This is a genomic window from Kribbella sp. NPDC058693, assembly GCF_042715335.1.
GTDB classification, from domain to species: Bacteria; Actinomycetota; Actinomycetes; order Propionibacteriales; family Kribbellaceae; genus Kribbella; species Kribbella jiaozuonensis.
This window is the reverse complement of record NZ_JBHXSQ010000004.1, coordinates 432,918-454,681: the sequence shown is the minus strand read 5'-3', so window position 1 is coordinate 454,681 and position 21,764 is coordinate 432,918. Positions and strand designations below refer to the sequence as shown.

The 21,764-nt window shown below is 68.4% G+C and carries 21 protein-coding genes and 1 tRNA gene; 12 read left to right on the top strand and 10 right to left on the bottom strand.

Translation table 11 applies throughout. The features are described 5' to 3' along the window. Position 1: 1 nt before the first annotated feature. The 4 genes from ACFWUU_RS28500 to ACFWUU_RS28485 all read right to left on the bottom strand — a co-directional run bounded on the left by ACFWUU_RS28500 (position 2) and on the right by ACFWUU_RS28485 (position 4,119). Positions 2-976 carry a helix-turn-helix domain-containing protein gene (locus tag ACFWUU_RS28500; protein ID WP_380181770.1) on the bottom strand — a complete coding sequence of 325 codons (975 nt, stop codon included), beginning with the start codon at positions 974-976 and terminating at the stop codon, positions 2-4. Between the two features lie 295 nt (positions 977-1,271). Next, a complete protein-coding gene (locus ACFWUU_RS28495) occupies positions 1,272-3,107 on the bottom strand; it encodes a hypothetical protein (protein ID WP_380179791.1) in 1,836 nt (611 codons plus the stop codon). Beyond that, positions 3,092-3,847: an ABC transporter ATP-binding protein gene (locus ACFWUU_RS28490; RefSeq protein ID WP_380179789.1), complete on the bottom strand. Its 756-nt coding sequence runs from the start codon at positions 3,845-3,847 to the stop codon at positions 3,092-3,094. The genes ACFWUU_RS28495 and ACFWUU_RS28490 overlap by 16 nt, the downstream gene beginning before the upstream one ends. A gap of 188 nt (positions 3,848-4,035) precedes the next feature. Beyond that, positions 4,036-4,119 (bottom strand) — tRNA-Leu (locus ACFWUU_RS28485). A 170-nt stretch (positions 4,120-4,289) separates the two neighbouring features. On the opposite strand from ACFWUU_RS28485, the gene ACFWUU_RS28480 reads away from it, so the two are divergent. The 6 genes from ACFWUU_RS28480 to pknB all read left to right on the top strand — a co-directional run bounded on the left by ACFWUU_RS28480 (position 4,290) and on the right by pknB (position 11,822). Continuing rightward, complete coding sequence (locus ACFWUU_RS28480) at positions 4,290-5,117, top strand: DUF3662 and FHA domain-containing protein (RefSeq protein ID WP_137255829.1); 828 nt, start codon at positions 4,290-4,292, stop codon at positions 5,115-5,117. A 10-nt stretch (positions 5,118-5,127) separates the two neighbouring features. Further along, positions 5,128-5,610: an FHA domain-containing protein gene (locus ACFWUU_RS28475; RefSeq protein ID WP_137255830.1), complete on the top strand. Its 483-nt coding sequence runs from the start codon at positions 5,128-5,130 to the stop codon at positions 5,608-5,610. A gap of 10 nt (positions 5,611-5,620) precedes the next feature. Next, positions 5,621-7,018 (top strand): PP2C family protein-serine/threonine phosphatase, encoded by a 1,398-nt coding sequence (locus tag ACFWUU_RS28470; RefSeq protein WP_380179787.1) that lies wholly within the window; start codon positions 5,621-5,623, stop codon positions 7,016-7,018. After that, positions 7,015-8,412, top strand: a complete 1,398-nt coding sequence (locus tag ACFWUU_RS28465) for an FtsW/RodA/SpoVE family cell cycle protein (RefSeq protein WP_380179785.1) — start codon at positions 7,015-7,017, stop codon at positions 8,410-8,412. The genes ACFWUU_RS28470 and ACFWUU_RS28465 overlap by 4 nt, the downstream gene beginning before the upstream one ends. Then, positions 8,409-9,863 (top strand): penicillin-binding protein 2, encoded by a 1,455-nt coding sequence (locus ACFWUU_RS28460; protein WP_137255833.1) that lies wholly within the window; start codon positions 8,409-8,411, stop codon positions 9,861-9,863. The genes ACFWUU_RS28465 and ACFWUU_RS28460 overlap by 4 nt, the downstream gene beginning before the upstream one ends. A gap of 123 nt (positions 9,864-9,986) precedes the next feature. After that, positions 9,987-11,822: a Stk1 family PASTA domain-containing Ser/Thr kinase gene (gene pknB, locus ACFWUU_RS28455; protein ID WP_137255834.1), complete on the top strand. Its 1,836-nt coding sequence runs from the start codon at positions 9,987-9,989 to the stop codon at positions 11,820-11,822. 52 nt (positions 11,823-11,874) lie between these two features. On the opposite strand, the gene ACFWUU_RS28450 is transcribed toward pknB, so the two are convergent. Together ACFWUU_RS28450 and ACFWUU_RS28445 are read right to left on the bottom strand one after the other, a co-directional pair. Continuing rightward, on the bottom strand, positions 11,875-12,492 hold the full coding sequence (locus ACFWUU_RS28450; protein ID WP_137255835.1) for an aminodeoxychorismate/anthranilate synthase component II: 618 nt from the start codon (positions 12,490-12,492) through the stop codon (positions 11,875-11,877). Between the two features lie 8 nt (positions 12,493-12,500). Continuing rightward, positions 12,501-13,271: a DUF881 domain-containing protein gene (locus ACFWUU_RS28445; protein WP_137255836.1), complete on the bottom strand. Its 771-nt coding sequence runs from the start codon at positions 13,269-13,271 to the stop codon at positions 12,501-12,503. 101 nt (positions 13,272-13,372) lie between these two features. On the opposite strand from ACFWUU_RS28445, the gene ACFWUU_RS28440 reads away from it, so the two are divergent. The 5 genes from ACFWUU_RS28440 to ACFWUU_RS28420 all read left to right on the top strand — a co-directional run bounded on the left by ACFWUU_RS28440 (position 13,373) and on the right by ACFWUU_RS28420 (position 16,909). Next, positions 13,373-13,633 (top strand): cell division protein CrgA, encoded by a 261-nt coding sequence (locus ACFWUU_RS28440; protein ID WP_137255837.1) that lies wholly within the window; start codon positions 13,373-13,375, stop codon positions 13,631-13,633. Positions 13,634-13,861: 228 nt separating this feature from the next. After that, the gene (locus ACFWUU_RS28435; protein ID WP_137255838.1) at positions 13,862-14,476 is read left to right on the top strand and encodes a hypothetical protein; all 615 of its coding nucleotides are present in this window, start codon (positions 13,862-13,864) and stop codon (positions 14,474-14,476) included. A gap of 60 nt (positions 14,477-14,536) precedes the next feature. Continuing rightward, the gene (locus ACFWUU_RS28430) at positions 14,537-15,061 is read left to right on the top strand and encodes an EXLDI protein (protein ID WP_137255839.1); all 525 of its coding nucleotides are present in this window, start codon (positions 14,537-14,539) and stop codon (positions 15,059-15,061) included. A 124-nt stretch (positions 15,062-15,185) separates the two neighbouring features. Further along, positions 15,186-16,127, top strand: a complete 942-nt coding sequence (locus ACFWUU_RS28425) for an ATP-binding cassette domain-containing protein (RefSeq protein ID WP_380179783.1) — start codon at positions 15,186-15,188, stop codon at positions 16,125-16,127. Next, positions 16,124-16,909, top strand: a complete 786-nt coding sequence (locus tag ACFWUU_RS28420; RefSeq protein WP_137255841.1) for an ABC transporter permease — start codon at positions 16,124-16,126, stop codon at positions 16,907-16,909. Before ACFWUU_RS28425 ends, ACFWUU_RS28420 begins: the two co-directional genes overlap by 4 nt. Here the strand turns inward: ACFWUU_RS28420 and ACFWUU_RS28415 are convergent. Beyond that, complete coding sequence (locus tag ACFWUU_RS28415) at positions 16,906-17,583, bottom strand: pyridoxamine 5'-phosphate oxidase family protein (RefSeq protein WP_380179781.1); 678 nt, start codon at positions 17,581-17,583, stop codon at positions 16,906-16,908. The genes ACFWUU_RS28420 and ACFWUU_RS28415 overlap by 4 nt on opposite strands. Before the next feature lie 68 nt (positions 17,584-17,651). Between ACFWUU_RS28415 and ACFWUU_RS28410 the strand changes: the two genes are divergently transcribed. Continuing rightward, positions 17,652-19,019 carry a PLP-dependent aminotransferase family protein gene (locus ACFWUU_RS28410; protein WP_380179779.1) on the top strand — a complete coding sequence of 456 codons (1,368 nt, stop codon included), beginning with the start codon at positions 17,652-17,654 and terminating at the stop codon, positions 19,017-19,019. Here ACFWUU_RS28410 and ACFWUU_RS28405 read toward each other — a convergent pair. The 3 genes from ACFWUU_RS28405 to ACFWUU_RS28395 are packed head-to-tail and all read right to left on the bottom strand — an operon-like array spanning position 19,006 to position 21,727. Beyond that, on the bottom strand, positions 19,006-19,839 hold the full coding sequence (locus ACFWUU_RS28405) for a hypothetical protein (protein ID WP_380179777.1): 834 nt from the start codon (positions 19,837-19,839) through the stop codon (positions 19,006-19,008). The two genes, ACFWUU_RS28410 and ACFWUU_RS28405, sit on opposite strands and share 14 nt — an antisense overlap. 1 nt (position 19,840) lies before the next feature. Then, the gene (locus ACFWUU_RS28400) at positions 19,841-20,743 is read right to left on the bottom strand and encodes a hypothetical protein (protein WP_380179775.1); all 903 of its coding nucleotides are present in this window, start codon (positions 20,741-20,743) and stop codon (positions 19,841-19,843) included. 60 nt (positions 20,744-20,803) lie between these two features. Then, positions 20,804-21,727 carry a hypothetical protein gene (locus ACFWUU_RS28395; RefSeq protein WP_380179773.1) on the bottom strand — a complete coding sequence of 308 codons (924 nt, stop codon included), beginning with the start codon at positions 21,725-21,727 and terminating at the stop codon, positions 20,804-20,806. Positions 21,728-21,764: the final 37 nt, after the last annotated feature.

Here is a 21,764-nt window from a genome sequence, read left to right as displayed (position 1 = left end):
CTCAGAGCCAGTCGCGCTTCGCCGCCTGGAACGCCAGACCGGTCCTGGTATCTACACCTGCCAGAGCCATCAGGCGATCCAGGCGGCGTTGCACTGTTCGCCGGCTGATCCCCAACTGCGTCGCGATGGACTTGTCCGGCACCCCGGCGACCAGCAGCGACAGCAGCAACCGCTCAGAGTCGTCCAGGCCTTCCACCGGTTGGTCCTCGTCGGCCTGGAGCCGGACCGGTGTCGCCAGCTCCCAGTAGCTCTCGAAGAGCGCGAGCAGCGCGTCCAAGAGCTCGCCGCGATTGATGATCGCCGCAGACGGCTCGCCAAGGTTCTCGTCGTCGCGGACCAGCGGGCAGATCGCGGTCGACCGGTCCACGATCGCGAGCCGCACCGGCAGCGTCGGCAGTACCCGGGCCTCCTCGCCCCAGCTGACTCCCTCGGAGATCGAGTCCAGCTCACCAGGCGTCTCGATCAGCGCGCGCTCGTAGATGGCGCGGTAGCGGACGCCGCGGGACAGAGCGCCGTACTCCTCGGTGTTGTCGGCGCCCTGCATCGCCAGCGGGTTCGCGCGGCAGAACCAGAGGATCTCCTCCCGGGCTGCGTTCTGCAGGTCACGCAGCCGTTCGCGGAGCGTGGTGGCGCCGACGATCACCTCGACCAGGTGGTGCGCATCGCGGCGGCTCGCGCTGGCCCGGAACTCCTCGCTCAGCGCGGCCACGGTCTTCCGGGCGGCCTCGAGCGACTCCTGCCGGCGCAGCAGCGTCGTACCGAAGGCGACGTCCGGCGGCAGCGGGCTGAAGACCGGCTCGTCGGCCGCCTGGACCGTGACGAGGCCCTTGGCCTGCAGCCGCTGGAGCACTTCGTCAGCCTCGTGCTGCGGTAACTCGGCGACCTCGGCCAGCTCGGCCGCCCTCGCGGCGGACAGGCCGACCAGCAGCCGGTAGGTCTGCTCCTCACGCGCATCGAGCAACGAGCCGTCCTGCATCAGCCCCACCTCCGGGCACCACCTTTTCAGGAATCCGCCGCTTTCCCATTGGCACTGTTCAGCCACGACACTGCCATGCCATCACGGAAGGGCTGAGTGCCCGTCACTTTCCGGTCAGACGCCAGCGGAACTCGCCGCCGCCGAGCCCACCGCCCTGGAGAGAGAACGATGATGAGCTTGACCGACTACGCCGGGATCGCCGGCCTGATCGCCGCGGCTGCTGTTGCCATCTGGATGCTGCGCAACCACAACACAGTCACCCCGACCGCCCCGACCGCCCGGCACCGCGGGGCGCCTAGCCTGCGACTGCCGCGACCGACGCACCCGGAGCGCGCTTCTTCGCGCGGTAGTAGGTAAGCCCGCCGAACGCATACATCGACAGGCCCAACGCGGCCATCAGCACGATCACGACCCACTGCCACGGTCCGGTCTGGTAGAGCGCCAGGAACCACGACCGGGTGTCGTCGTTGCCGGTCAGCTTGAAGATCGCCGGTACGACGGCCTGCGGGAACAGCGGGATCGCCGCGAACCCGAGGCACAGGCCGGCCGCGGTCCGCTTCCACTTGGGCAGTGCGTCGAGCCCTGCGGTCTTCTTGGCCTGCTCCGCGGGCGATCGGCCATGCCTGAGCAGCGTGAGCAGCTCGGGGCCTTTCTTGTCGAGACGCCGGATCGCGAGGCGACCGAAGTACCACCAAGCGAGCACGCCGGACAGGACTCCGATCGGCACGCCCCACCAGCCGACGTTCAGCGCCACGATCAGGGCCGGGGCGCAGGTCGACGCGACGAGCACGAGCATCACGTAGACGATGCCCATCGTCTCGCCCTCGTTCTCACCCGAGTTCAGGGGGTTACCCGACCGCTTGTGCGCATCAGTCGTCGGTACGGCGGCGTACACCGAGCTGGCCACGACCAGACCGGCTGCTCCGCCGAGCAGTGCGGGCAGCACGCTCAGCACGAGCGGCCAGGCACTGGCGTAGCCGGACCACCAGGTCAGCAACAGGGTGATGGCCAGCGTGATCGGACCGAAGACCAGCAGGAACGCCCGCTGCCTGGCGCGTACGTCCGGGCCGTTCGCGCCAGGAGTCATCAGCGTGGTCCACAGCGCCGTACCATCCGCGCCATAGAGGTTGGCGGACATCGCTGCGGCCATGACGACGGCTGCTGGCCCGGCCCACGGCAGCATCGCCTTCCAGCCGAGCGCCAGCGGCATCATGCAGAAGAACAGTCCGTAGCTGATCGCGAAGATCGCCTTGTGCCCATAGAGCAGGTCGCGGGTCCACGAGCGCAGTTCCTTGGCAGCAGCACCACTCCGTGGATCGGTCCCGCTCAGCGACCGCCGTACCTTGCCGCCGGCCCTTGACGCAGTCGTCCGGCGTACGAGCAGTGCAGACCAGGCGAGGAGCATCAGCACACCCAGGACGACCAGTCCGGCCAGTGCCGCAAGCACCTTGAGCCAGTCACCACGTCCGGCCGCCTCTACGGCCACCAGACCCCAGCCAGACGGTGCGATCCGCGCTCCCTTGGCCAGCGTGCCCTGTACGTCGGTGGACACGAACGCCACGATCAGCGCCCACCCCTGCGCCGTGAACGCCAGGATGAACGCGTTGACGATCGCCGCGATCACCGCACCGGCGCGCACCTGCAGGAGTACGCCGTACACCGCGACGGCGAGCCGGGACGCGAGGATGAAGCAGAACAGCTGGAGCAGCAGCGCCGGCACTGCGACCAGAGCGGCGACGACGTTCCCGCCGGCGATCACCAGACTGAGCAGGGCGATCAGGCTGATGACCGGTGCGACACCGGCCAGCGCAGCCACCAGCAGACCGGTCGAGAGCGTCCGCGGCGGCAGCGGCATCATCGTGAAGTACTCCGGCTTGAGCGTCTCGTCGCCACCGCCCGCGAACAGCGGGCCGACCACCCAGCCGAGCATCCACACCGCGAGCACCACGACCAGTACGTCGTTGTCGCCGCGCGCCGCGACCCAGATCGTGCCGCCCGCGAGCACCAGGCCGACGAACCCGCCGGTGACGATCCAGCTCAACCGGAACTGGTCCTTGAGCGCGTGCCGGAACGCGGCCAGCCGCATCCGGACCAGCGTGTGCGAGGTGCTGTACGTCAGTGCGAGAGCCACGTCAGACCCTCCGCGCCACGCGTCGACGCACCGACCAGCGTCACGAACGCATCCTCCAGCGTGCCGCCCGCCTGCACCTCGGAAACGGTGCCTGCGGCAACTACTTTCCCGTCCGCGACCACCGCGACGCGATCGCACAGCTGCTCGACCAGCGCCATCACGTGACTCGACATCACCACCGACCCGCCGCCGGCGATGAACCGGTGCAGGATCGTCCGGATCGTCGCCGCCGACACCGGATCGACCGCCTCGAACGGCTCGTCCAGCACCAGCAGCCGCGGCGCGTGCAGCAGCGCGACCGCCAGGCCGAGCTTCTTCCGCATGCCGGTCGAGTACCCGATCACCTGCTTGTCGTCCTCGTGATCGAGCTCGAGCACCTCCAGCAACTCGGAGGCCCGCCGCGCCACCTCGTCCTCCGGCAGCCCGCGCAGCAGCCCCAAGTACGTCAGAACCTCCCGGCCTGTCAGCCGCTCCGGCATCCCCAGCCCGTCCGGCAGTACGCCGACCAGGGCCTTGGCCTTCGTCGGCTCGCGCCAGACATCCACCCCGAAGATCCGCGCCGTACCGCCGTCGGGCCGCAACAGCCCGACCGCCATCGACAACGACGTCGTCTTACCGGCACCGTTCGGCCCCAGCACCCCGAAGAACGACCCGCTGGGCACGCTCAGACTCAAGTCGTCGACCGCCCGCTCGTCCCCGAACACCTTCGTGAGCCCGTCCAGCTCGAGTGCTTGCTCCATGTCCTGAAGCCTCCCACCCATGGGCGTCCCAGGTCGTCAGTCCACCGGCCGACCCGCCCGGTCAGCCGATCGGCGGATCGCGGGCATCAGCCGTGACGCCGTCCGGCCTATGCCGGAACGCCGACGTGAGGATCCGCACAGGCCCGGAAAAGACGAAGTCCCGGTCGCATCGACCGGGACCTTCTCTGTGCGCGAGGGGGGAGTTGAACCCCCACGCCCTTTCGGGCACACGGACCTGAACCGTGCGCGTCTGCCTATTCCGCCACCCGCGCGCAGTCGCCGGATACTGCTCCCGGCGACGAGAAGGAACATTAGCACGGGTTGTCCGGGTGCTTCACATTGCGGGTTCGGTCGAACCTCCCGATACGATCGATCGTCGTACCCGGTGTGTCCGCCTCGACCGGTGGACGATCTTTGGCGTACCGACCGTGGAGGAGGAGGCGTGCGACCGCTACAGCGCTTCGAGCGACGCCTGGAAGGCATTGTGAGCGGTGTCTTCGCGCGCGCTTTCAAGGGAGACGTCGAGCCGATCGAACTCGCGGCAGCACTCAAGCGTGAGATCGACAACACCGCGCGGATCCTGTCCCGGGACCGCCGGCTGGTGCCGAACCACTTCGTCGTCGAGCTCGGTCCGGACGACTTCGAGCGGCTGAACGCCTACGGCCGGACCCTGAACCACGAGCTCGCCAACGAGCTCCGCGACCACGCCGACATCCAGCGGTACACGTTCTCCGGGCCGATCGACATCGAGCTGGTTCAGCAGGACGACCTCCCGACCGGTAAGTTCCGGGTGGTCAGCGAGACGGTCGGGACGCCACAGCGTCGCCCGGCCGCCTATCAGCAGCCCGAGCCCCAGCCCTACCAGCAGGAGCCCTACGTGCCGCCGAACGAGCCGGTCGTGCAGAGCCCGCCCCCGTACCAGCCGTCCCCCCGCCGCGGTCACCCCCAGGTGATGCTCGAGGTGAACGGGCGTCGCCGCCCGGTCAACCCGCCCGGCGTCGTGCTCGGCCGCGGTACCGACGCGGACATCCAGATCAACGACCCCGGTGTGTCCCGGCGGCACGCCGAGATCCGGCTGATGCCGGAAGGCCCGGACGGGATCCGGGTCGTGCTGGTCGATCTCGGTTCCACCAACGGCACGCTGGTGAACGGCCGCCGCAGCACCGAGGCCGAGCTGGTCGACGGTTCGACGGTGCGGATCGGCAACACGACGATGACGCTGCGTCTCGCGGACGAGCCGATGGCCCAGCCGCCGAGCAGCGGGTGGTGACCGGAAGTCCATGTCGGAACTGACCCTGACCCTGATCAAACTGGGGTTCCTGGCCCTGTTGTGGATGTTCGTCCTCGCGGTGCTGTCCGTGATCAGGTCCGACCTGTTCGGCGCGAAGGTGGACAGCCGGGCGGCGGCCGCCGTCGTACCGCAGAACACCCGGACGCCGAAGACCGCCAAGCCGGCCAAGAAGCGCAAGGGCCTGCCCGCGTCGGTGACGATCGCGGACGGGCCGCAGGCCGGTGTCGGCGCCTCGCTGACCGAGGAGCCGGTGATCATCGGCCGCGGCTCGGACTGTCAGATCCGGCTCGACGACGACTACTCTTCCACCCGGCACGCCCGGTTGTTCCTGTCCGAGGGCCAGTGGTGGGTCGAGGATCTCGGCTCCACCAACGGCACGTACCTTGACGGCCAGCGGGTCACCCGCCCGGTCCCGGCCGAGATCGGCGGTTCGATCCGGATCGGCCGGACGACGCTGAACATCGCGAAGTAGGCCTGCCTCGATGACCCTGTCGCTCGACTACGCCACACTGTCCGACGTCGGACGGGTGCGCCGCAACAACGAGGACTCGGCGTACGCCGGTCCGCACCTGCTGCTGCTCGCCGACGGAATGGGCGGCGCCGCGGCCGGTGAGGTGGCCAGCGCGGCGGCGGTCCAGGTGATCCGGCGGCTGGACACGGCCGAGATCAGCGGCGAGGACATGATCGAGGCGCTGGCCGGTGCCGTCCACCGGGCCAACGAGCGGCTGTCCGAGCTGGTCGAGGAGGACCCCGAGCGCGAGGGCATGGGCTCGACCGTGACCGCGCTGATGTTCGACGGCAAGCAGCTCGGGCTGGCGCACCTCGGCGACTCCCGCGCCTACCGGATGCGCGACGGCGTGCTGTACCAGCTGAGCCACGACCACACCTTCGTGCAGTCGCTGGTCGACGAGGGCCGGATCTCCCAGGAGGAGGCCTTCACCCACCCGCACCGCAACCTGATCCTGCGCGTGCTGGACGGTCGCCCGGACTCCGATCCGGACCTGCAGATCCTCGACGTCCAGGCCGGCGACCGGCTGATGCTGTGCAGCGACGGCTTGCCCGACTACGTCAGCGACGAGGTGATCTCCGCGTCGATGGCCTCCGGTACTCCGGACTCCGTCGTCGTCGAGCTGATCACGCACGCGCTCGAGGCAGGCTCGAACGACAACGTCACCTGCGTCGTCGCCGACGTCGTCGAGACCGAGCCCGCGAGCGGCGTACAGCCCCAACTGGTCGGCGCGGCCGCCGAGCTGGCCCAGGGCAGCACCGGCCGCGGCGAGCCGACGGTCGCGCTCCGCACCGGCGGTGGCGACGGGCACGGTGGCGGTGGCCACGGCGTGGCGCTCGACCCGGAGGAGCTGCGGTACGCACCGCGGCCACCGAAGCGATTCCTGTGGCTGCGGCGGATCGCCCTACTCGTGATCGTCCTCGGGCTGATCGGTGGCGGCGGCTGGTTCGCGTACAGCTGGACCCAGAAGCAGTACTACGTCGGCACCGACGGCGACTACGTGGCGATCTTCAAGGGTGTCGAGGCTGATCTCCCGGGCCTGAACCTGTCGAAGGTCTACGAGCGGCAGTCGCTGCAGGTCGACAAGCTCCCGACGTACAGCCGGGAGCAGGTGGAGGGCAACATCCAGGCGGACAACCTGGCCGGCGCCCGGTCGATCGTCGCCGAGTTGCAGCAGACCGCTGCCGAGTGCGCCGCCAAGACCAAGCCGACGCCCACACCGACGCCGAAGCCGAGCACGCCGCCGGTGTCGAAGCCGCCTGTCTCCAAGCCGCCGGTGACGACTCCGGTCGTGCACCCGTCGTCGACGCCGCCCAGCCCGAGCAGCACGGCGACACCGGGCAGCCCGGACGACTGCGACGGAGTCCGATGAGCATCGCCTCCACGTCCGTCATCCAGATCATTCCGCGTACCCGGCGCGGGGTGGAGTTGCTGCTGCTCGTGATCGCGGTCGGGGTATCGGTCGCGGCGTACGTGAACATCGGCATCACCGTGCAGAACGAGGTCCCGGCCAGCACCGGGTACTACGCGGCCGGTATCAGTCTGCTCGCCCTGATCGCTCACTTCGCGCTCCGCTACCGGGCGCCGTACGCCGACCCCGTGCTGCTGCCGTGCGCCGTACTGCTGAACGGGCTCGGCGTCGCGATGATCCACCGGATCGACCTCGGCCTGGCCTTGGTCGCGGAGGCGCGGGGCGCGACCCCGAAGTCTCCGGCGGCCCCGCAGCAGATCACTTGGACCGCAGTCGGCATCGTGCTGTTCCTGGTCGTCATCATTGTGATCAGAGATCACCGTCGGCTGCAGGCGCTGACCTACACCGCCGGCCTGGCCGGTCTGGTGCTGCTGGTCCTGCCGCTGATCCCCGGCCTCGGCGTGAACCTGAACGGCGCCCGGATCTGGATCCGCCTGGCCGGTATGTCGTTCCAGCCCGGTGAGTTCGCGAAGATCTGTCTGGTCGTGTTCTTCGCCGGCTACCTGGTGGTGAAGCGCGACGTGCTGACGCTGGCCGGGCACCGGTTCCTCGGGCTCGACCTGCCGCGCGCCCGCGACCTCGGGCCGATCGGCATCGCCTGGGCGGTCAGCCTGGGCGTGCTGGTGTTCGAGAGCGACCTGGGTTCGTCGCTGTTGTTCTTCGGACTGTTCCTGTTCCTGCTGTACGTGTCCACCGAACGGGCCGGCTGGCTGATCATCGGTGGTCTGCTGTTCGTCGGCGGCGCGTACTTCGCGTACGCGACGTTCGGCCACGTCCACCGCCGGGTCACCGACTGGCTCGACCCGTGGGCGATCGACGGCGGCCAGGTGAAGCTCGGGCTGATGGGTCAGGCCTGGGGCGGCATCCTCGGCCGCGGCCTCGGCCAGGGCCACCCGGAGGCCACGCTCTACGCGCAGAGCGACATGATCATCTCGTCGTTCGCCGAGGAGCTCGGCCTGACCGGGCTGATCGCGATCCTGCTGGTCTACACGCTGATCATCGAGCGCGGCCTGCGGACGGCGCTCGGCTGCCGGGACATCTTCGGCAAGCTGATCGCGACCGGTCTGGCGATGTCGTTCGCGCTGCAGGTGTTCGTCATCGTCGGCGGCGTGACCGGGCTGATCCCGCTGACCGGTCTGGCCACCCCGTTCATGGCCCTCGGCGGTACGTCGCTGGTCGCGAACTGGGCGATCATCGCGCTGCTGCTGCGGATCAGCGACCAGGCCCGGCGACCGCAGACCCCGGCCGCTCCCGTGTCCGACGAAACGATCGCGATGGCGGTGCAGAAACAGTGAACTCGGCGATCCGACGATTAGCTGTCGCGGCGATCATCCTGATGCTCGCGCTGATGGCGAACTCGACGTACCTGCAGGCCTTCCGGGCGAACGAGATCAACGGCCGCAACGACAACAACCGGGTCCGCGACTCGCAGTTCTCGGTGAACCGCGGCCCGATCCTGATCGGGAGTACGCCGGTCGCGCAGAGCAAACCGTCCAACGACCGGTTCAAGTACCAGCGGACCTACCCGTCCGGCCCGGTGTACGCACCGGTCACCGGCTTCTACTCGTACCGGTTCGGCCGGGCCGGGATCGAGCTGACGATGAACTCCGAGCTGAACGGCTCGGACCCGTCGATGGCGTTCCGCCGGATCATCGACGTGATCAGCAACCGGCCGCAGCAGGGCGGCAGCGTCACGCTGACCCTCAACGCGGCGGCACAGCAGGCGGCGTACAAGGGTCTGGGCTCGAAGACCGGCGCGGTGGTGGCGATCGAGCCGAAGACCGGCAAGATCCTGGCGATGGCGACGACGCCGTCGTACGACCCGAACCGGCTCGCCTCGCACGACAGCACGAAGGTCGACGCCGCCTGGAAGAGCCTGACCGAGGACAAAGACCGGCCGCTGTCGAACCGCGCGGCCCAGGAGCTGTACCCGCCGGGCTCGACGTTCAAGTTGGTGACCGCGGCCGCGGCACTGTCCAGCGGCAAGTACACGCCGGAGACCAAGGTGAACTCGCCGGCCGAGCTGCCGTTGCCGCAGACGACCGTGCCGCTGGTGAACGAGGACGGTAAGAACTGCGGCGGCAGCAACAACGCGACGCTGACGATCGCGCTGCGCTACTCCTGCAACACGGCGTACGGCAGCGTCGGTCTGGCGCTCGGGCCGGACGCGCTGCGCGAGCAGGCCGCCAAGTTCGGCTTCGGCGCGCGGCCGCTGGCCGAGTTGCCGAGCGTGGCCACCAGCCAGTTCCCGGGTGACCCGAACGAGCCGCAGACCGCGCAGTCCGCGATCGGCCAGTTCGACGTACGGGCCACGCCGCTGCAGATGGCGATGGTCGCGGCCGGGATCGCGAACAAGGGCGAGGTGATGAAGCCCTACCTGGTGCAGAACGTCAGGACCCCGGACCTGAAGACGGTCTCGGAGACCAAGCCGGAGTCGCTGCACCAGGCGGTCACCCCGCAGGTCGCCTCCCAGCTGACCGCGATGATGGTCGACGTCGTCAACAACGGCACCGGCAAGCCCGGTCAGATCAGCGGCGTCCAGGTGGCCGGCAAGACCGGTACGGCGCAGACCGCGAAGGACCGCCCGCCGTTCGCCTGGTTCACCGCGTTCGCACCGGCCGACGACCCGAAGATCGCGGTCGCGGTACTGATCGAGAAGGCCGACATCGCCCGGGACGACATCGCCGGCGGCAAGCTGGCCGCCCCGATCGCCAAGTCGGTGATGGAGGCGGTGCTGGGCCAATGAGCACCATACGGAATGATTCCGTCACGGCGCGTCTCTCCAACGGGGAACCACGTGTGGCGGCCGCTACCGTGGGCAAGTTGAGTGTGTTTTTGTGTCTCACAGACAGGTTGGAAGGCTGAGGTCATGACATCGCAGGCACGTCTCGTCGGCGGCCGATACGAAGAAGGCGAACCGCTCGGCCGCGGCGGCATGGCCGAGGTCCGCAGGGGTGTGGACAACCGGCTCGGCCGGTCCGTCGCCATCAAGCGGCTGCGGGTCGATCTGGCCAGTGACGCCACCTTCCAGGCCAGGTTCCGCCGGGAGGCCCAGTCGGCCGCCTCGCTCAACCACCCGACCATCGTGTCGGTGTACGACACCGGCGAGGAGCCCGATCCGAACGGATCCGGCGTCACGATCCCCTACATCGTGATGGAGCTGGTCACCGGCAAGACGCTGCGGGACCTGATCCGCGAGGGCCGCAAGATCATGCCGGAGCGCGCCCTGGAGATCACCTCGGGTGTGCTCGAGGCGCTCGACTACAGCCACCGGGCCGGCATCGTGCACCGCGACATCAAGCCCGGGAACGTGATGCTGACCCCGCAGGGCCAGGTCAAGGTGATGGACTTCGGTATCGCCCGCGCGGTCGCCGACACGTCCTCCACGATGACCCAGACCGCGGCCGTGATCGGCACCGCGCAGTACCTGTCCCCGGAGCAGGCCCGCGGCGAGACCGTCGACGCCCGCTCCGACCTGTACTCGACCGGCTGCCTGTTGTACGAACTGCTGACCGGGCGGCCGCCGTTCGTCGGTGAGTCGCCGGTGTCGGTGGCCTACCAGCACGTCCGGGAGCAGCCGCTGCCGCCGTCGTCGTTCGACCCGGACATCCCGCCGGAGGTCGACGCCGTCGTACTGAAGGCTTTGGCGAAGAACCGCGAGGAGCGGTACCAGAGCGCCGCCGAGATGCGGGCCGACATCCACCGGGTGCTGGCCGGTCAGCAGGTGACCGCGCCGATGGCAGCGGTGGCCGAGACGCGCGCGATGGCGCCGACGGCCGTCGCGCCGGCCGCGACCCAGGCCTACCGCCAGACCGCGGGGAACGACATCCTCCCGCCGGGTGGCGACGAACTGGACGAGGACGACGACGGGCGGTCGCGACGCAACCGCGGCCTGGCGTACTTCCTGCTCGGCCTGGCGATCGTCGCGATCGCGGTCGGCGCGTATGCCCTGTTCACCAACATGAACAAGGACAACAACGCCGGCGGCGGTGCGACCAACACCCCGGCGGCCAAGGTCGCCGTACCGGATGTCAGCGGCAAGTCGGTCGCCGACGCGACCGCACTGCTGGCGGACAAGGGACTGCAGTTCGCGCAGGGACCGTCGGAGACCAGCGACACGGTCGGCCGCGGCTCGGCGATCCGGCAGACCCCCACGGCCGGGACCGAGGCCGAGCAGGGTTCGACGGTCACCGTGGTGTTCTCGTCCGGGCGGAGTGCGTTCCCGGTGCCGGACGTGATCGGCAAGTCGGAGTCCTCCGCCCGCAAGGCGCTCGAAGGCACGTCCGCGAACTTCAAGGTCAAGGACAAGGTCGTCGAGCAGGACAGCGACGAGAAGAAGGGCATCGTGCTCGCGGTCAGCCCGGACCCGAACGGGCAGTACCCGTCGGGTCAGGAGTTCACGCTGACGGTCTCCAGCGGTAAGACCGACGTCGACGTACCGAACGTCGTCACCCAGTCGTACGACGACGCGAAGCTGACGCTGGAGCAGGCCGGCTTCCGGGTTGGGTACGTGTTCGGCAACGACCCGAACGCGGCCGACGGCCAGGTTCTGCAGCAGTCCCTGAAGGCCGGCAGCAAGGCGCCGAAGGGCTCGCTGATCACGCTGACCGTCAACAAGCAGCAGGAGCCGAGCTCCCCGCCGCCGAGCCAGCCGACGGACACACCGTCCACACCCACCACGCCGGGCATCACGATCGGCGGCTGAGACAGAAGAAACCCCCGGGGCTTATCCAGCCCCGGGGGTTTTCGTTTGATCTCTAGCTGACGACCGGGGCCAGCCCGACCGAGCGGGCGACCGCGTCCTCGTCGCCGCAGATCGCGAGCCAGTTGGCGAGCATCCGGTGACCGCCCTCGGTCAGCACCGACTCCGGGTGGAACTGCACGCCCTCCACCGGGAGGTCGCGGTGCCGGGCCGCCATGATCACGCCGGCCTCGGTACGCGCGGTCACCTGCAGCTCGTCCGGCACGGTGTCCTGCTCGATCGCGAGCGAGTGGTACCGGGTCGCGGTGAACGGCGACGGGAGTCCGGACAGTACGCCGGCGCCCTCGTGGAACACCTGGCTGGTCTTCCCGTGCAGCAGCTCGTCCGCGCGGCCGACGACACCGCCGTACGCGACGCCGATCGCCTGGAGACCGAGGCAGACCCCGAAGATCGGGACCTCGCCGCCCTTCTCTTTCACGATGTCGACGCAGGCGCCGGCTTCTTCCGGCGTACCGGGACCGGGGGAGAGCAGGACGCCGTCGTACTCACCGGCCTGGTCGGGAGTGACTTCGTCGTTGCGCAGCACGGTGGTGTCAGCCTGCAGTTGCTGCAGGTACTGCACCAGGTTGTAGACGAAGGAGTCGTAGTTGTCGACGACAAGGATCCGCGGCATGCGGACCATTATCGCCCGCTGACGCTCGGGCTCGCCGACGGCGTCCGTTCGTAGCCGGGGACGGTCGCGCTCTGCAGGTCCAGGGTGCCTTCGTACGCCGGCATCTGCATCGACGACTCGCTCTTCACGTCGTACCCGAGCTGGAACTTCACCACGTAGTCCTGCAGGTTCTCGATGTACTGCGAGTCGTCGAGCGCCTTCTGCAGTTTCCGCCGGTCGCCGATCGCACTGATCGTGTACGGCGGGAGGTACGGGACGCCGTGCAGGACGACGGAGTTGCCGACGCACTTGACCCCGGTGGTGGAGATGACGCGCTGGTTCTGGATCGTCATCGCCTCGGCGCCGCCGGCCCAGAGCGCGTTCACGACCGCCTGGATGTCCTGCTGGTGGATAACCAGCCAGTTCTCGTCGACGTCCGGATTCTCCTTGACCACCTCGGGCGGTGCGTCCCGGAGGGTGACGGTCAGGCCGGGGCCGACGACCGGGCGGGTGCCGACCTGCTCGGACAGGTCCTCGAACTGCTTGGCCAGCTTCGGATCGATCGAGCCCTGCTGCGCCTGCAGCGCTTCGATGTCATGCGTCAGCGCCGCGTGCTGCCGGACCAGGCTGGCGCTGCGGCGACTCTGTTCCTCCACGAGGCCCGCGAGCGTAGTGTTGCGACTGGGCCGCAGGTCCGTGCCACGGGCGTTGGTGGCACTGGTCGCGAACAGCAGACCGGCGCACAGCAGCGCCAGCGGCGCACCCACACGCCACAGCGAAATCCGCCTCAACCTACGCACCAGTGATCTCCATGTTGCTGTCTGCACTACGCTAACCCGGACCGGACCCGCACAGGTCGTAGCGGTCAGCTTATGCGTCCGTCCTTACAAGGAGTTCAGTCGTGCCCGAGTCGAGCAGTCGCAACAAGAAGAAGACCGAGAAGGTCAAGGTCGAGAAGACGCCGAAGCGGCCCCGCACCACCAGTCGCGTGTGGGTGGCCCCGCTGATGCTCTTCTGCTGGCTGGTCGGTCTCGCCTGGCTGGTCGTCTTCTACATCGCCGGCGACAAGATCCCGTTGATGAACGACCTGGGCAACTGGAACCTGCTGATCGGCATGGGCCTGATCGCGGTCGGCTTCGTCGTCTCGACCCAGTGGGTCTGACCACAGCTGTCCGACAGTTATCCACACCCGTATCCCCAGTTGTGCACACCGATTCGGGCAAGTTATCCCCAAGCTGACCGTTACTTCTCCACCAAATCCGCCCCAAAATGCTCCAAATCTGTGGATAACTCAGGTTTGAGCGGATGAGTTTCCACACTGTTCACGTTGGCAGCGGCGTACTGTCGAAACAGTGAGAGCGACCTGGGGGAGACCGGGGAGGGTCGCACCATGTTCGTACAGGTCATCGAGGGGCAGCTCACCGACGTCGCGCAGGCACACGCCGCGATGGATCGGTGGATGGCGGAGTTGGCGCCCGAGGCGTCCGGCTGGTTGGGGACCACCGCCGGCGTCACCGCGGACGGAAGGTTCATCGCGCTGGCACGCTTCGAGTCCGCCGAGGCCGCCCGGCACAACAGCGAGTCGCCGGCGCAGGACAAGTGGTGGCACGAGTTCTCGTCGCTGCTCAGCGGCGGCACCACGTTCCGCGACACCGAGGACGTGACGCTCGACCTGGTCGGCGATCCGGACGCGGCCGGGTTTGTCCAGATCATTCGCGGCCGCGCCACGGATCCGGATCGCGTCCGTGCCCTGATGGCCCAGCACCCGGAGAGGTGGGAGAGTTTCCGGCCCGACCTCCTCGGCAGTGTCTTCGTGCTGTCCGACGACGGCGGCTTCACCTCGACGTTCTACTTCACCTCCGAGGCCGAGGCCCGCGAAGGCGAGCGCAAGGAGGCCCCGGAGGACCTCAAGGCAGAGGTCGACGAGCTGAACACGCTGGACGCCGTGCCGCCGGAGTACTTCGACCTGTCGACCCCCTGGCTGTACTCACCTGCCTCTACGTAGAGATATATGTAGACATCTGCGTACCCGTCTGCGTATAGTTCTACGTAGGAGGAGAGAGCGATGCCTAACAAGACGATCTACGTGTCCGACGACGACCTGCCCTTGTACAAGAAGGCGCAGGAGCTCGCCGGCAACCTGTCCTCGGCGATCTCGATCGCGCTGCGGAGGTACGTCGAGCTGGAAGAGGGCCGGTTCGAGGGGTACGACGAGATCACCGTGCGGGTGGGCCGGGGCGCCGGCCGCAAGCAGCGGTTCTCCGGCGTACTGCTGGCCGAGGGCGGCCGGTCGAGCAACACCGGGTACGAGGCCTTCAAGGTCTACCGGAGCCGGACCGGCAAGTTCGTCCTGCACGCCGATCGCCGCAGTCAGTACACGGTCAGCGGTGACGACGAGCGCTACCTGACCGGCTGGCGCTCCTGGATCGGCAACTGGAGCAGCGACCAGTCCTGGAGCATGGCGCAGGGTGAGGCCACGCTGAACATCGTGGAGACGGTCGAAGAGCTCCGCGAGCTGATCCCGGAAGACCTCTACGAACTGGTCGAGGAAGCCGCGAACCAGCCAGCAGTCGAGGACCTCGACATCTAACACCCCCAACACCTAACCCAATACCGGCGACCTGACAGGTCGCAGGGCGGTCGAACACGCCCGGAACAACCCCTTGGCCACCTGGGGCAGGTTCCCCCTGCCCGGAAACAGACGAGGAACAGTCATGTCAGCTGCGATCGACGTCACCGGACTGCGCAAGTCCTACGGCGAGAAACTCGTGCTCGACGGCATCGACCTGAACGTTGCCGAAGGCACCATCTTTTCCCTGCTCGGCCCGAACGGCGCCGGCAAGACCACGGTGGTACAGATCCTGTCCACCCTTGCCACCGCCGACGCCGGCGAGATCCGGGTGGCCGGCCACGACCTGCACCGCAACCCCGAGGCGGTCCGCGCCGCGATCGGCGTCACCGGCCAGTTCTCCGCGGTCGACGGCCTGATGACCGGCCGGGAGAACCTGATCCTGATGGCCGACCTGTACCACCTCGGCAAGCAGGAAGCCCGGCTCCGGGCCGACGAGCTGCTGGAGCAGTTCGACCTGGTCGAGGCCGGCAAGAAGCTGGCGATGACGTACTCCGGCGGCATGAAGCGCCGGCTCGATCTCGCCATGACGCTGGTCGGCCGCCCGCAGATCATCTTCCTGGACGAGCCGACCACCGGTCTCGACCCGCGCAGCCGGCACAGCATGTGGACGATGATCCGCGAGCTGGTCGCCAGCGGCGTCACGGTCCTGCTCACGACGCAGTACCTGGACGAGGCCGACGAACTGGCCGACCGGATCGCGGTCCTCGACCACGGACGACTGGTCGCCCAAGGTACGCCGGAGGAGCTGAAGCGGCTCGCACCCGGCGGGCACATCCGGCTCCGGTTCACCTCGCCGGACGCGTTCGCGCTCGCGGGGCAGGTGCTGCCGACCGCCGTACCGAATCACGAATCGCTGGTCCTGCAGGTGCCGAACGACGGCAGCGTGCACGCGCTGCGCGACCTGCTGGGCCGGATCGACGACGCCTCGCTCGAGGTCGACGAACTCACCGTCCACACGCCCGACCTGGATGACGTCTTCTTCGCCGTCACCGGTCAGCCCACCGAGAAAGTTGCCGCGAAATGAGCTACGCACTGCAAGACACCGGCACCATGCTCCGTCGCAACCTACGGCACGCCCAGCGGTACCCGGGCCTGTCCCTCGGCGCCCTCGGGATGCCGGTGATCATGATCCTGCTGTTCGGCCTGATCTTCGGCGACACGTTCGCGAACGGTCTCGGCGGCGGGGGCGGACGAGGCAACTACATCAACTTCCTCACCCCGGGAATCCTGCTGATGTCGATCGCGTCCGGGACGATGTCGCCGGCGGTCGCGGTCTGCATGGACATGACCGAGGGGATCGTGGCCCGGTTCCGGACGATGGCGATCTTCCGGCCGGCCGTGCTGACCGGGCACGTGCTGGGCAACGTGATCCTGACGATCGCGAGCCTGGCCCTGGTGGTCGGCTTCGCCGTCCTGATCGGGTTCCGTCCGAACGCGTCGGTGGTTGACTGGCTGCTCGCGGCCGCATTGCTGATCGCGGTGACCATCGGGCTGACCTGGTTCGCTATCGCCCTGGGCCTGACCAGCAAGACGCCGGAGGCCGCGAGCAACGTGGTCCTGCCGATCGCCCTGCTGCTGCCCTTCCTCAGCAACACGTTCATCCCGCTGGACGCGATGCCGAGCGGCATCCGGTGGTTCGCGGAGTACCAGCCGTTCACCCCGATCATCAACACCCTGCGGCACCTGCTGCTGGGTACGCCGATGGACAGCGGCGACGGCTGGCTCGCCGTCGCCTGGTGCGCCGCGATCGCGATCGTCGGCTACTTCTGGGCCCAGAAGAACTACAACAAGGGGACGGTGGCCTAGGACGGTGCGCCCATCAGGTTCGCGCGGGTGCGGACGTGGGCGGGCACCAGGAGGTCGCAGTCAGGGTTGTTCTCCGGTTCGCCGGCGACGACGTGGAGCGGGATCACGCCTGTCCAGTAGGGCAGGTCGAGGTCCTGCTCCTCGTCGTTGGCGGGTCCGTTGCGGGTCTTCACCGAGGCTTCGGTGAGCGAGAGGGCGAGGACCGATGTCTTGGCCAGCTCCTTGCGGTTCGGCGGCCGTACGGCGGTGGACCGGCCGGGGACGAGATGGTCGACGATCCGGTTGAGCCCGTGCAGCTTCTCGTCAGGGTCGGTGATCAGCCGCGGTACGCCGAAGATGACCGCGGACCGGTAGTTCACCGAGTGGTGGAACGCGGACCGCGCCAGCACCAGGCCGTCCGTGTGCGTGATGGTCACGCAGATCGTCTGCTCCGGCGCCGCGACCATGCTGCGGGCGGCGACCGAGCCGTGCAGGTACAACGTCCCGTCCGGCCCGCGATCCAGATCCACGCCGTACGCCGTCGGCAGTACGAGCGGATCGCCGTCGACCACGACGCCCAGATGGCAGAACATGCCGTCGAGCAGTACGTCGTACAACGCCTCGCGATCGGTGCCGGCGCGTTCCTTCGAGCGGCGGAGTTGGGTCCGGGCGGTCGGCTGCAATGGACTGGTCATGTCACCAGGTTGGCGCCGGAGTGGCATGCTGGCACGGTCCATTCCCGCACGAATCAGGTAGTCCATTCGTGGAGAGCTCGCTCCCGCTGACCATCGACCGCAACGCCGGGCTCCCGCTGCACCTGCAGCTGGCGGAGCAGTTCCGCGCCGCCGTCCTGGACGGCCGGCTCCAGGCAGGCCACCGGCTCCCGTCGACCCGCGACCTCGCCCGGGACCTCTCGGTCTCGCGGTCCGTGACGCAGGCGGCGTACGACCAGCTCCACGCCGAGGGCTGGATCGAGGGCCGCACCGGCGCCGGCACCTTCGTCACGGACGTCGTCCCGCTGCAGCCCGCCGTACGACGGCACACGCCGCACCCGGCGAATCCCGACGCCAAGCTGCTGACGCTCCGGCCCGGCATCCCGTACATCGCCCCGACACCCGACGCGGGCTGGCGGCGTGCCTGGCGTGAGGTGTCCACGCAGTCCCCGCCCGGCGGGTACGACGACGCGGCCGGGCTCCCCGCACTCCGCGCCGCACTCGCGGACCACGTCGGCAGGGTCCGGGGGATCGCCTGCGGACCGGAGAACGTGCTCGTCACCAACGGCACCGTGCACGGACTGCGCCTGCTGCTCACCGTGACCCGGCAGGCCGGCGACCGGATCGCGATCGAGGATCCGGGCTATCTCAACGCAGTGGTCGCCGCCCGCGACCACCGGCTCGAGATCGTCGACGTCCCGGTCGACGAGGACGGTCTGCAGGTCGGCGCGTTGACGGACGACGCAGCCGCGGTCTACGTCACGCCGTCGCACCAGTACCCGCTCGGCGGCCGGCTTCCCGTTGCCCGACGCAACGAACTGATCCGCTGGGCGCGCCGGACCGGTGCACAGCTGATCGAGGACGACTACGACAGCGAGTTCCGGTACGACGTCGCGCCGCTGCCCGCGCTGGCCCAACTCGACCTGGAGCGCGTCGTCCATCTCGGCACGCTGTCGAAGACGATCAGCCCCGCGCTCCGTCTGGGCTGGCTGGTGGCGTCCGAGGAGACGGTCGATCGCCTCGCCGCGTTCCGCGCCGACTCCGGAGACTGGCCCGGGTGGCCGATGCAGGCCGCTATGCTCGCCATGCTCCGCGACGGCTACCTCGACCAGGCCGTACGCCGCGGTCGCCGCCTGTACGCGGATCGCCGTACGCACACGGTCGCGGTGTTGTCGCCGTACGGTCAGGTCATCGGCCAGGACGCCGGGCTGCACATCACGCTGCTGCTGCCCGACGACGCGGACGATCTCCGGATCGCAGCCGCGGCTCGGGAGGCGGGTGTGGTCGTGGCGCCGCTGTCGGAGTACCGACGCTCCGTGGCAGGACCGCCAGGGCTGGTGATTGGGTACGCGACGCCGTCGACGTCCGACCTCCACCGCGCCCTGACGATCCTGACCGAGGTGCTTACTCGCCGTTGAGCGGGTCGATGTCCGGTGTGCTGCCCCAGCGGAAGTACACCGGTGCCTTGTAGCTGCCGGCGGACGAGCTGACGTGGCTGATCACCGTGGCAGTACCGTTGGCGCGGCCAACGGCGTACGTGTGTGCGGTCTTGGTGTCCTTGTCGATGCCGACGAGCAGCGTGCCGTAGTTGCCGCACTTGCTCGCGAGCAGCTTCTCGAAGCCCTGCCAGGTCTTGGTGCGGACCGGCTTCACGATCGGCTTCATCGATGCCGCGGTCGGGATGTGGATGGTGTAGAGCGCCCCGCCGCGGGTGTTCGCGAGGAACGTGTCGTACGTCGCGGTCTTGCTGATCAACGCCATCGACTTCACCGCCGCGAACCCGGTTGCCGATCCGGTACTGCGCCAGGTGTTGCCGATGACCGACCAGCGGACCAGGGTGCCGTCGTTGCGGAGTCCGTACGCCGTCGTACGGGCGGTGGTCTGGGAAACCTCGAGCGAGCTGAAGTTCGACCAGCCGCCGCCGATCCGCTGCGTCAGGTTCGGCAGGCCGGGGACGAACTCGTTCATCGTGTCGATCGAGTAGGTGCGGTAGTACAACGAGTCGCCTTGTACGACCCAGCCCTCGTTCGTGGCGCCCAGGTTGGACGCGTCGCTGGTGAACGTCGTACTGAACCGGACGGCTCCTGGCGCGAAGACGCCGAAGATGGGCCCGGGCAGGCCGACGGTCCGGGCTGGGTAGCCGACCGTGATGCCGCCGTTGTCCTGGGTTCCGCTGTCGAGCACGGATCCGGGGGCGAGCGAGCAGGCCGCAGTTGCGAGGATTGCTGTCAGCAGCACGTCAGTCTCCGTTGAGTGGGTCGAGATAGAAGACCGGACCCCAGCGGAAGTACACCGGGTCCGGGAAAGTGCCGTTGACCTTGCCGAGGCTGTTGATCACCGTGGACGTGCCGTTCGCGTGCCCGACGGCGTACAGGTAGCCGGAGCCGGTGTCCTTGTCGATCCCGAGCAGCAGCGTGCCGTAGTTGCCGCACTTCTGCGCGACCATCGTCTCGAAGCCCTGCCAGGTGCCGGCGCGCACCTTGGTGACGATCGGCTTCATCGGCGAGCTGACCGGGATGCGGATCGTGTAGAGCGCCCCGCCGCGGGTGTTGGCGAGGAAGGTGTCGTACGTCGCCGTCTTGCTGATCAACGCCATCGTCTTGACCGACGCGAACCCGCTCGCCGATCCCGTACTCCGCCACCCGGTACCGACCGTCCACCGGAACAACGTCCCGTCGTTTCGCAGCCCGTACCCGTTCGAGTGAAACGCCTTACCCTGCTCGAAATGCGCAACCTCGAGCGCCGTGAAGTTCGTCCACCCCCCACCGATCCGCGTGGTGACATCGGTGCCTTCATTGAGGTTGTAGTACCGCGCGTAGAGCGCGTCCCCCTCCACCACATACCCCGAGTGATCCGCCCCCGCCACACTCGGCTCCACCTCGAACGAAGAACTCAACCGAACCTTCCCCGCCGGAAACACCGGCGGAATGTCGGTATTGGGCACCGTCATCACCGGCGGCGTCCCAGCAGTGACCTTGAACCCGGTCTGCACCCCCGCAGGCGTAACCGACCCCGGATTCATCCAACAAGCCTCAGCCGCAGCACGTGTCGCGGTATCCGCGGCGTACGCGTGCGGCGCCAACGCGGCGGCGCTCAACGCCGCCGCGCCGGCCAGTGCACTGACTATCCTCCGACGCTTCAAGGTCCCTCCCGGTCTCGGAGCTTTGTTGACCTTGATGCGCGTTCGGGGCGGAATGTTGTGTCAGTCGCCGTTCATCGGATCGAAGTCGAATCGCCACCGGAAATCGACCGGATCGCCGAACGTCAGCGGGACCTTGCCGAGTCCCTTGATGACCGTCGCCAGACCGTTGGCGTGACCCACGGCGTACAGGTATCCGGAGGCGCTGTTCTTGTCGATCCCGAGCAGGAGACGGCCGGTGTTGCCACACTTGGCGGCAGCCAGCGTCTCGAACACCTGCCAGGTCGTGGTGCGCACGCGTGTGACGACAGGCTTCATCGCCGAGCTCACCGGGATGCGGATCGTGTAGAGCGCACCGCCACGCGTGTTCGCAAGGAACGTGTCGTACGTCGCGGTCTTGCTGATCAGCGCCATCGTCTTCACGGCGGAGAACCCCGCTGCTTCTCCCGACCGTCGCCAGACGAGACCGTCCACCCGCCACCGGAAGAGCGTGCCGTCGCTCCTCAACCCGTACGCCGAGGTTCGCAGCGTCTGCCCGTGCTGCACCGGAACGTAGGCATTCTCGTCGAGGAACCTGAACGCGGTCCATCCGCCACCGATCCGGATCAGCTGCGGCGGATCGAGGTATCCGGCCGGCGGCTGCAGCACGTAGCTGCTACGTGACAGCACATCACCTTGGATCACCCAACCGACCGCGAACCATTGACCGAACTCGGGCTGGTCGACGAACGTCGAGCTGAGCCGCACGCTGCCGGGCGGATAGACCCCCAGCCCGGCTCGGTTCGGGAGCGCTTGAACGGTTGGCGGGTTGGTGGCGCTGATCTCCCGGTAGGTGTGGTCTCCGGTCGCGGTCACCGAGCCGATGTCGATCGTGCAGGTCACCGCCGCGGTGGTCGTGGCGGCTTGTGCGGGCGGCAGTAGCGCCGTCATGAGAAGAAGTGCTGCGCCGGCTGCGAGGCCGGCACGTGTCGTGCGTGGTCGGGACATTTGCCCTCCCCCTCTCTCCCCACCAAGCACGATACGA

Coding starts and splice junctions, on each gene's coding strand:
- ACFWUU_RS28500 (WP_380181770.1), bottom strand. CDS start 976: ATGCAGGACGGCTCGTTGCTCGATGCGCGTGAGGAGCAGACCTACCGG.
- ACFWUU_RS28490 (WP_380179789.1), bottom strand. CDS start 3,847: ATGGAGCAAGCACTCGAGCTGGACGGGCTCACGAAGGTGTTCGGGGAC.
- ACFWUU_RS28475 (WP_137255830.1), top strand. CDS start 5,128: ATGTCGGAACTGACCCTGACCCTGATCAAACTGGGGTTCCTGGCCCTG.
- ACFWUU_RS28470 (WP_380179787.1), top strand. CDS start 5,621: ATGACCCTGTCGCTCGACTACGCCACACTGTCCGACGTCGGACGGGTG.
- ACFWUU_RS28465 (WP_380179785.1), top strand. CDS start 7,015: ATGAGCATCGCCTCCACGTCCGTCATCCAGATCATTCCGCGTACCCGG.
- pknB (WP_137255834.1), top strand. CDS start 9,987: ATGACATCGCAGGCACGTCTCGTCGGCGGCCGATACGAAGAAGGCGAA.
- ACFWUU_RS28450 (WP_137255835.1), bottom strand. CDS start 12,492: ATGCCGCGGATCCTTGTCGTCGACAACTACGACTCCTTCGTCTACAAC.
- ACFWUU_RS28435 (WP_137255838.1), top strand. CDS start 13,862: ATGTTCGTACAGGTCATCGAGGGGCAGCTCACCGACGTCGCGCAGGCA.
- ACFWUU_RS28430 (WP_137255839.1), top strand. CDS start 14,537: ATGCCTAACAAGACGATCTACGTGTCCGACGACGACCTGCCCTTGTAC.
- ACFWUU_RS28425 (WP_380179783.1), top strand. CDS start 15,186: ATGTCAGCTGCGATCGACGTCACCGGACTGCGCAAGTCCTACGGCGAG.
- ACFWUU_RS28420 (WP_137255841.1), top strand. CDS start 16,124: ATGAGCTACGCACTGCAAGACACCGGCACCATGCTCCGTCGCAACCTA.
- ACFWUU_RS28415 (WP_380179781.1), bottom strand. CDS start 17,583: ATGACCAGTCCATTGCAGCCGACCGCCCGGACCCAACTCCGCCGCTCG.
- ACFWUU_RS28395 (WP_380179773.1), bottom strand. CDS start 21,727: ATGTCCCGACCACGCACGACACGTGCCGGCCTCGCAGCCGGCGCAGCA.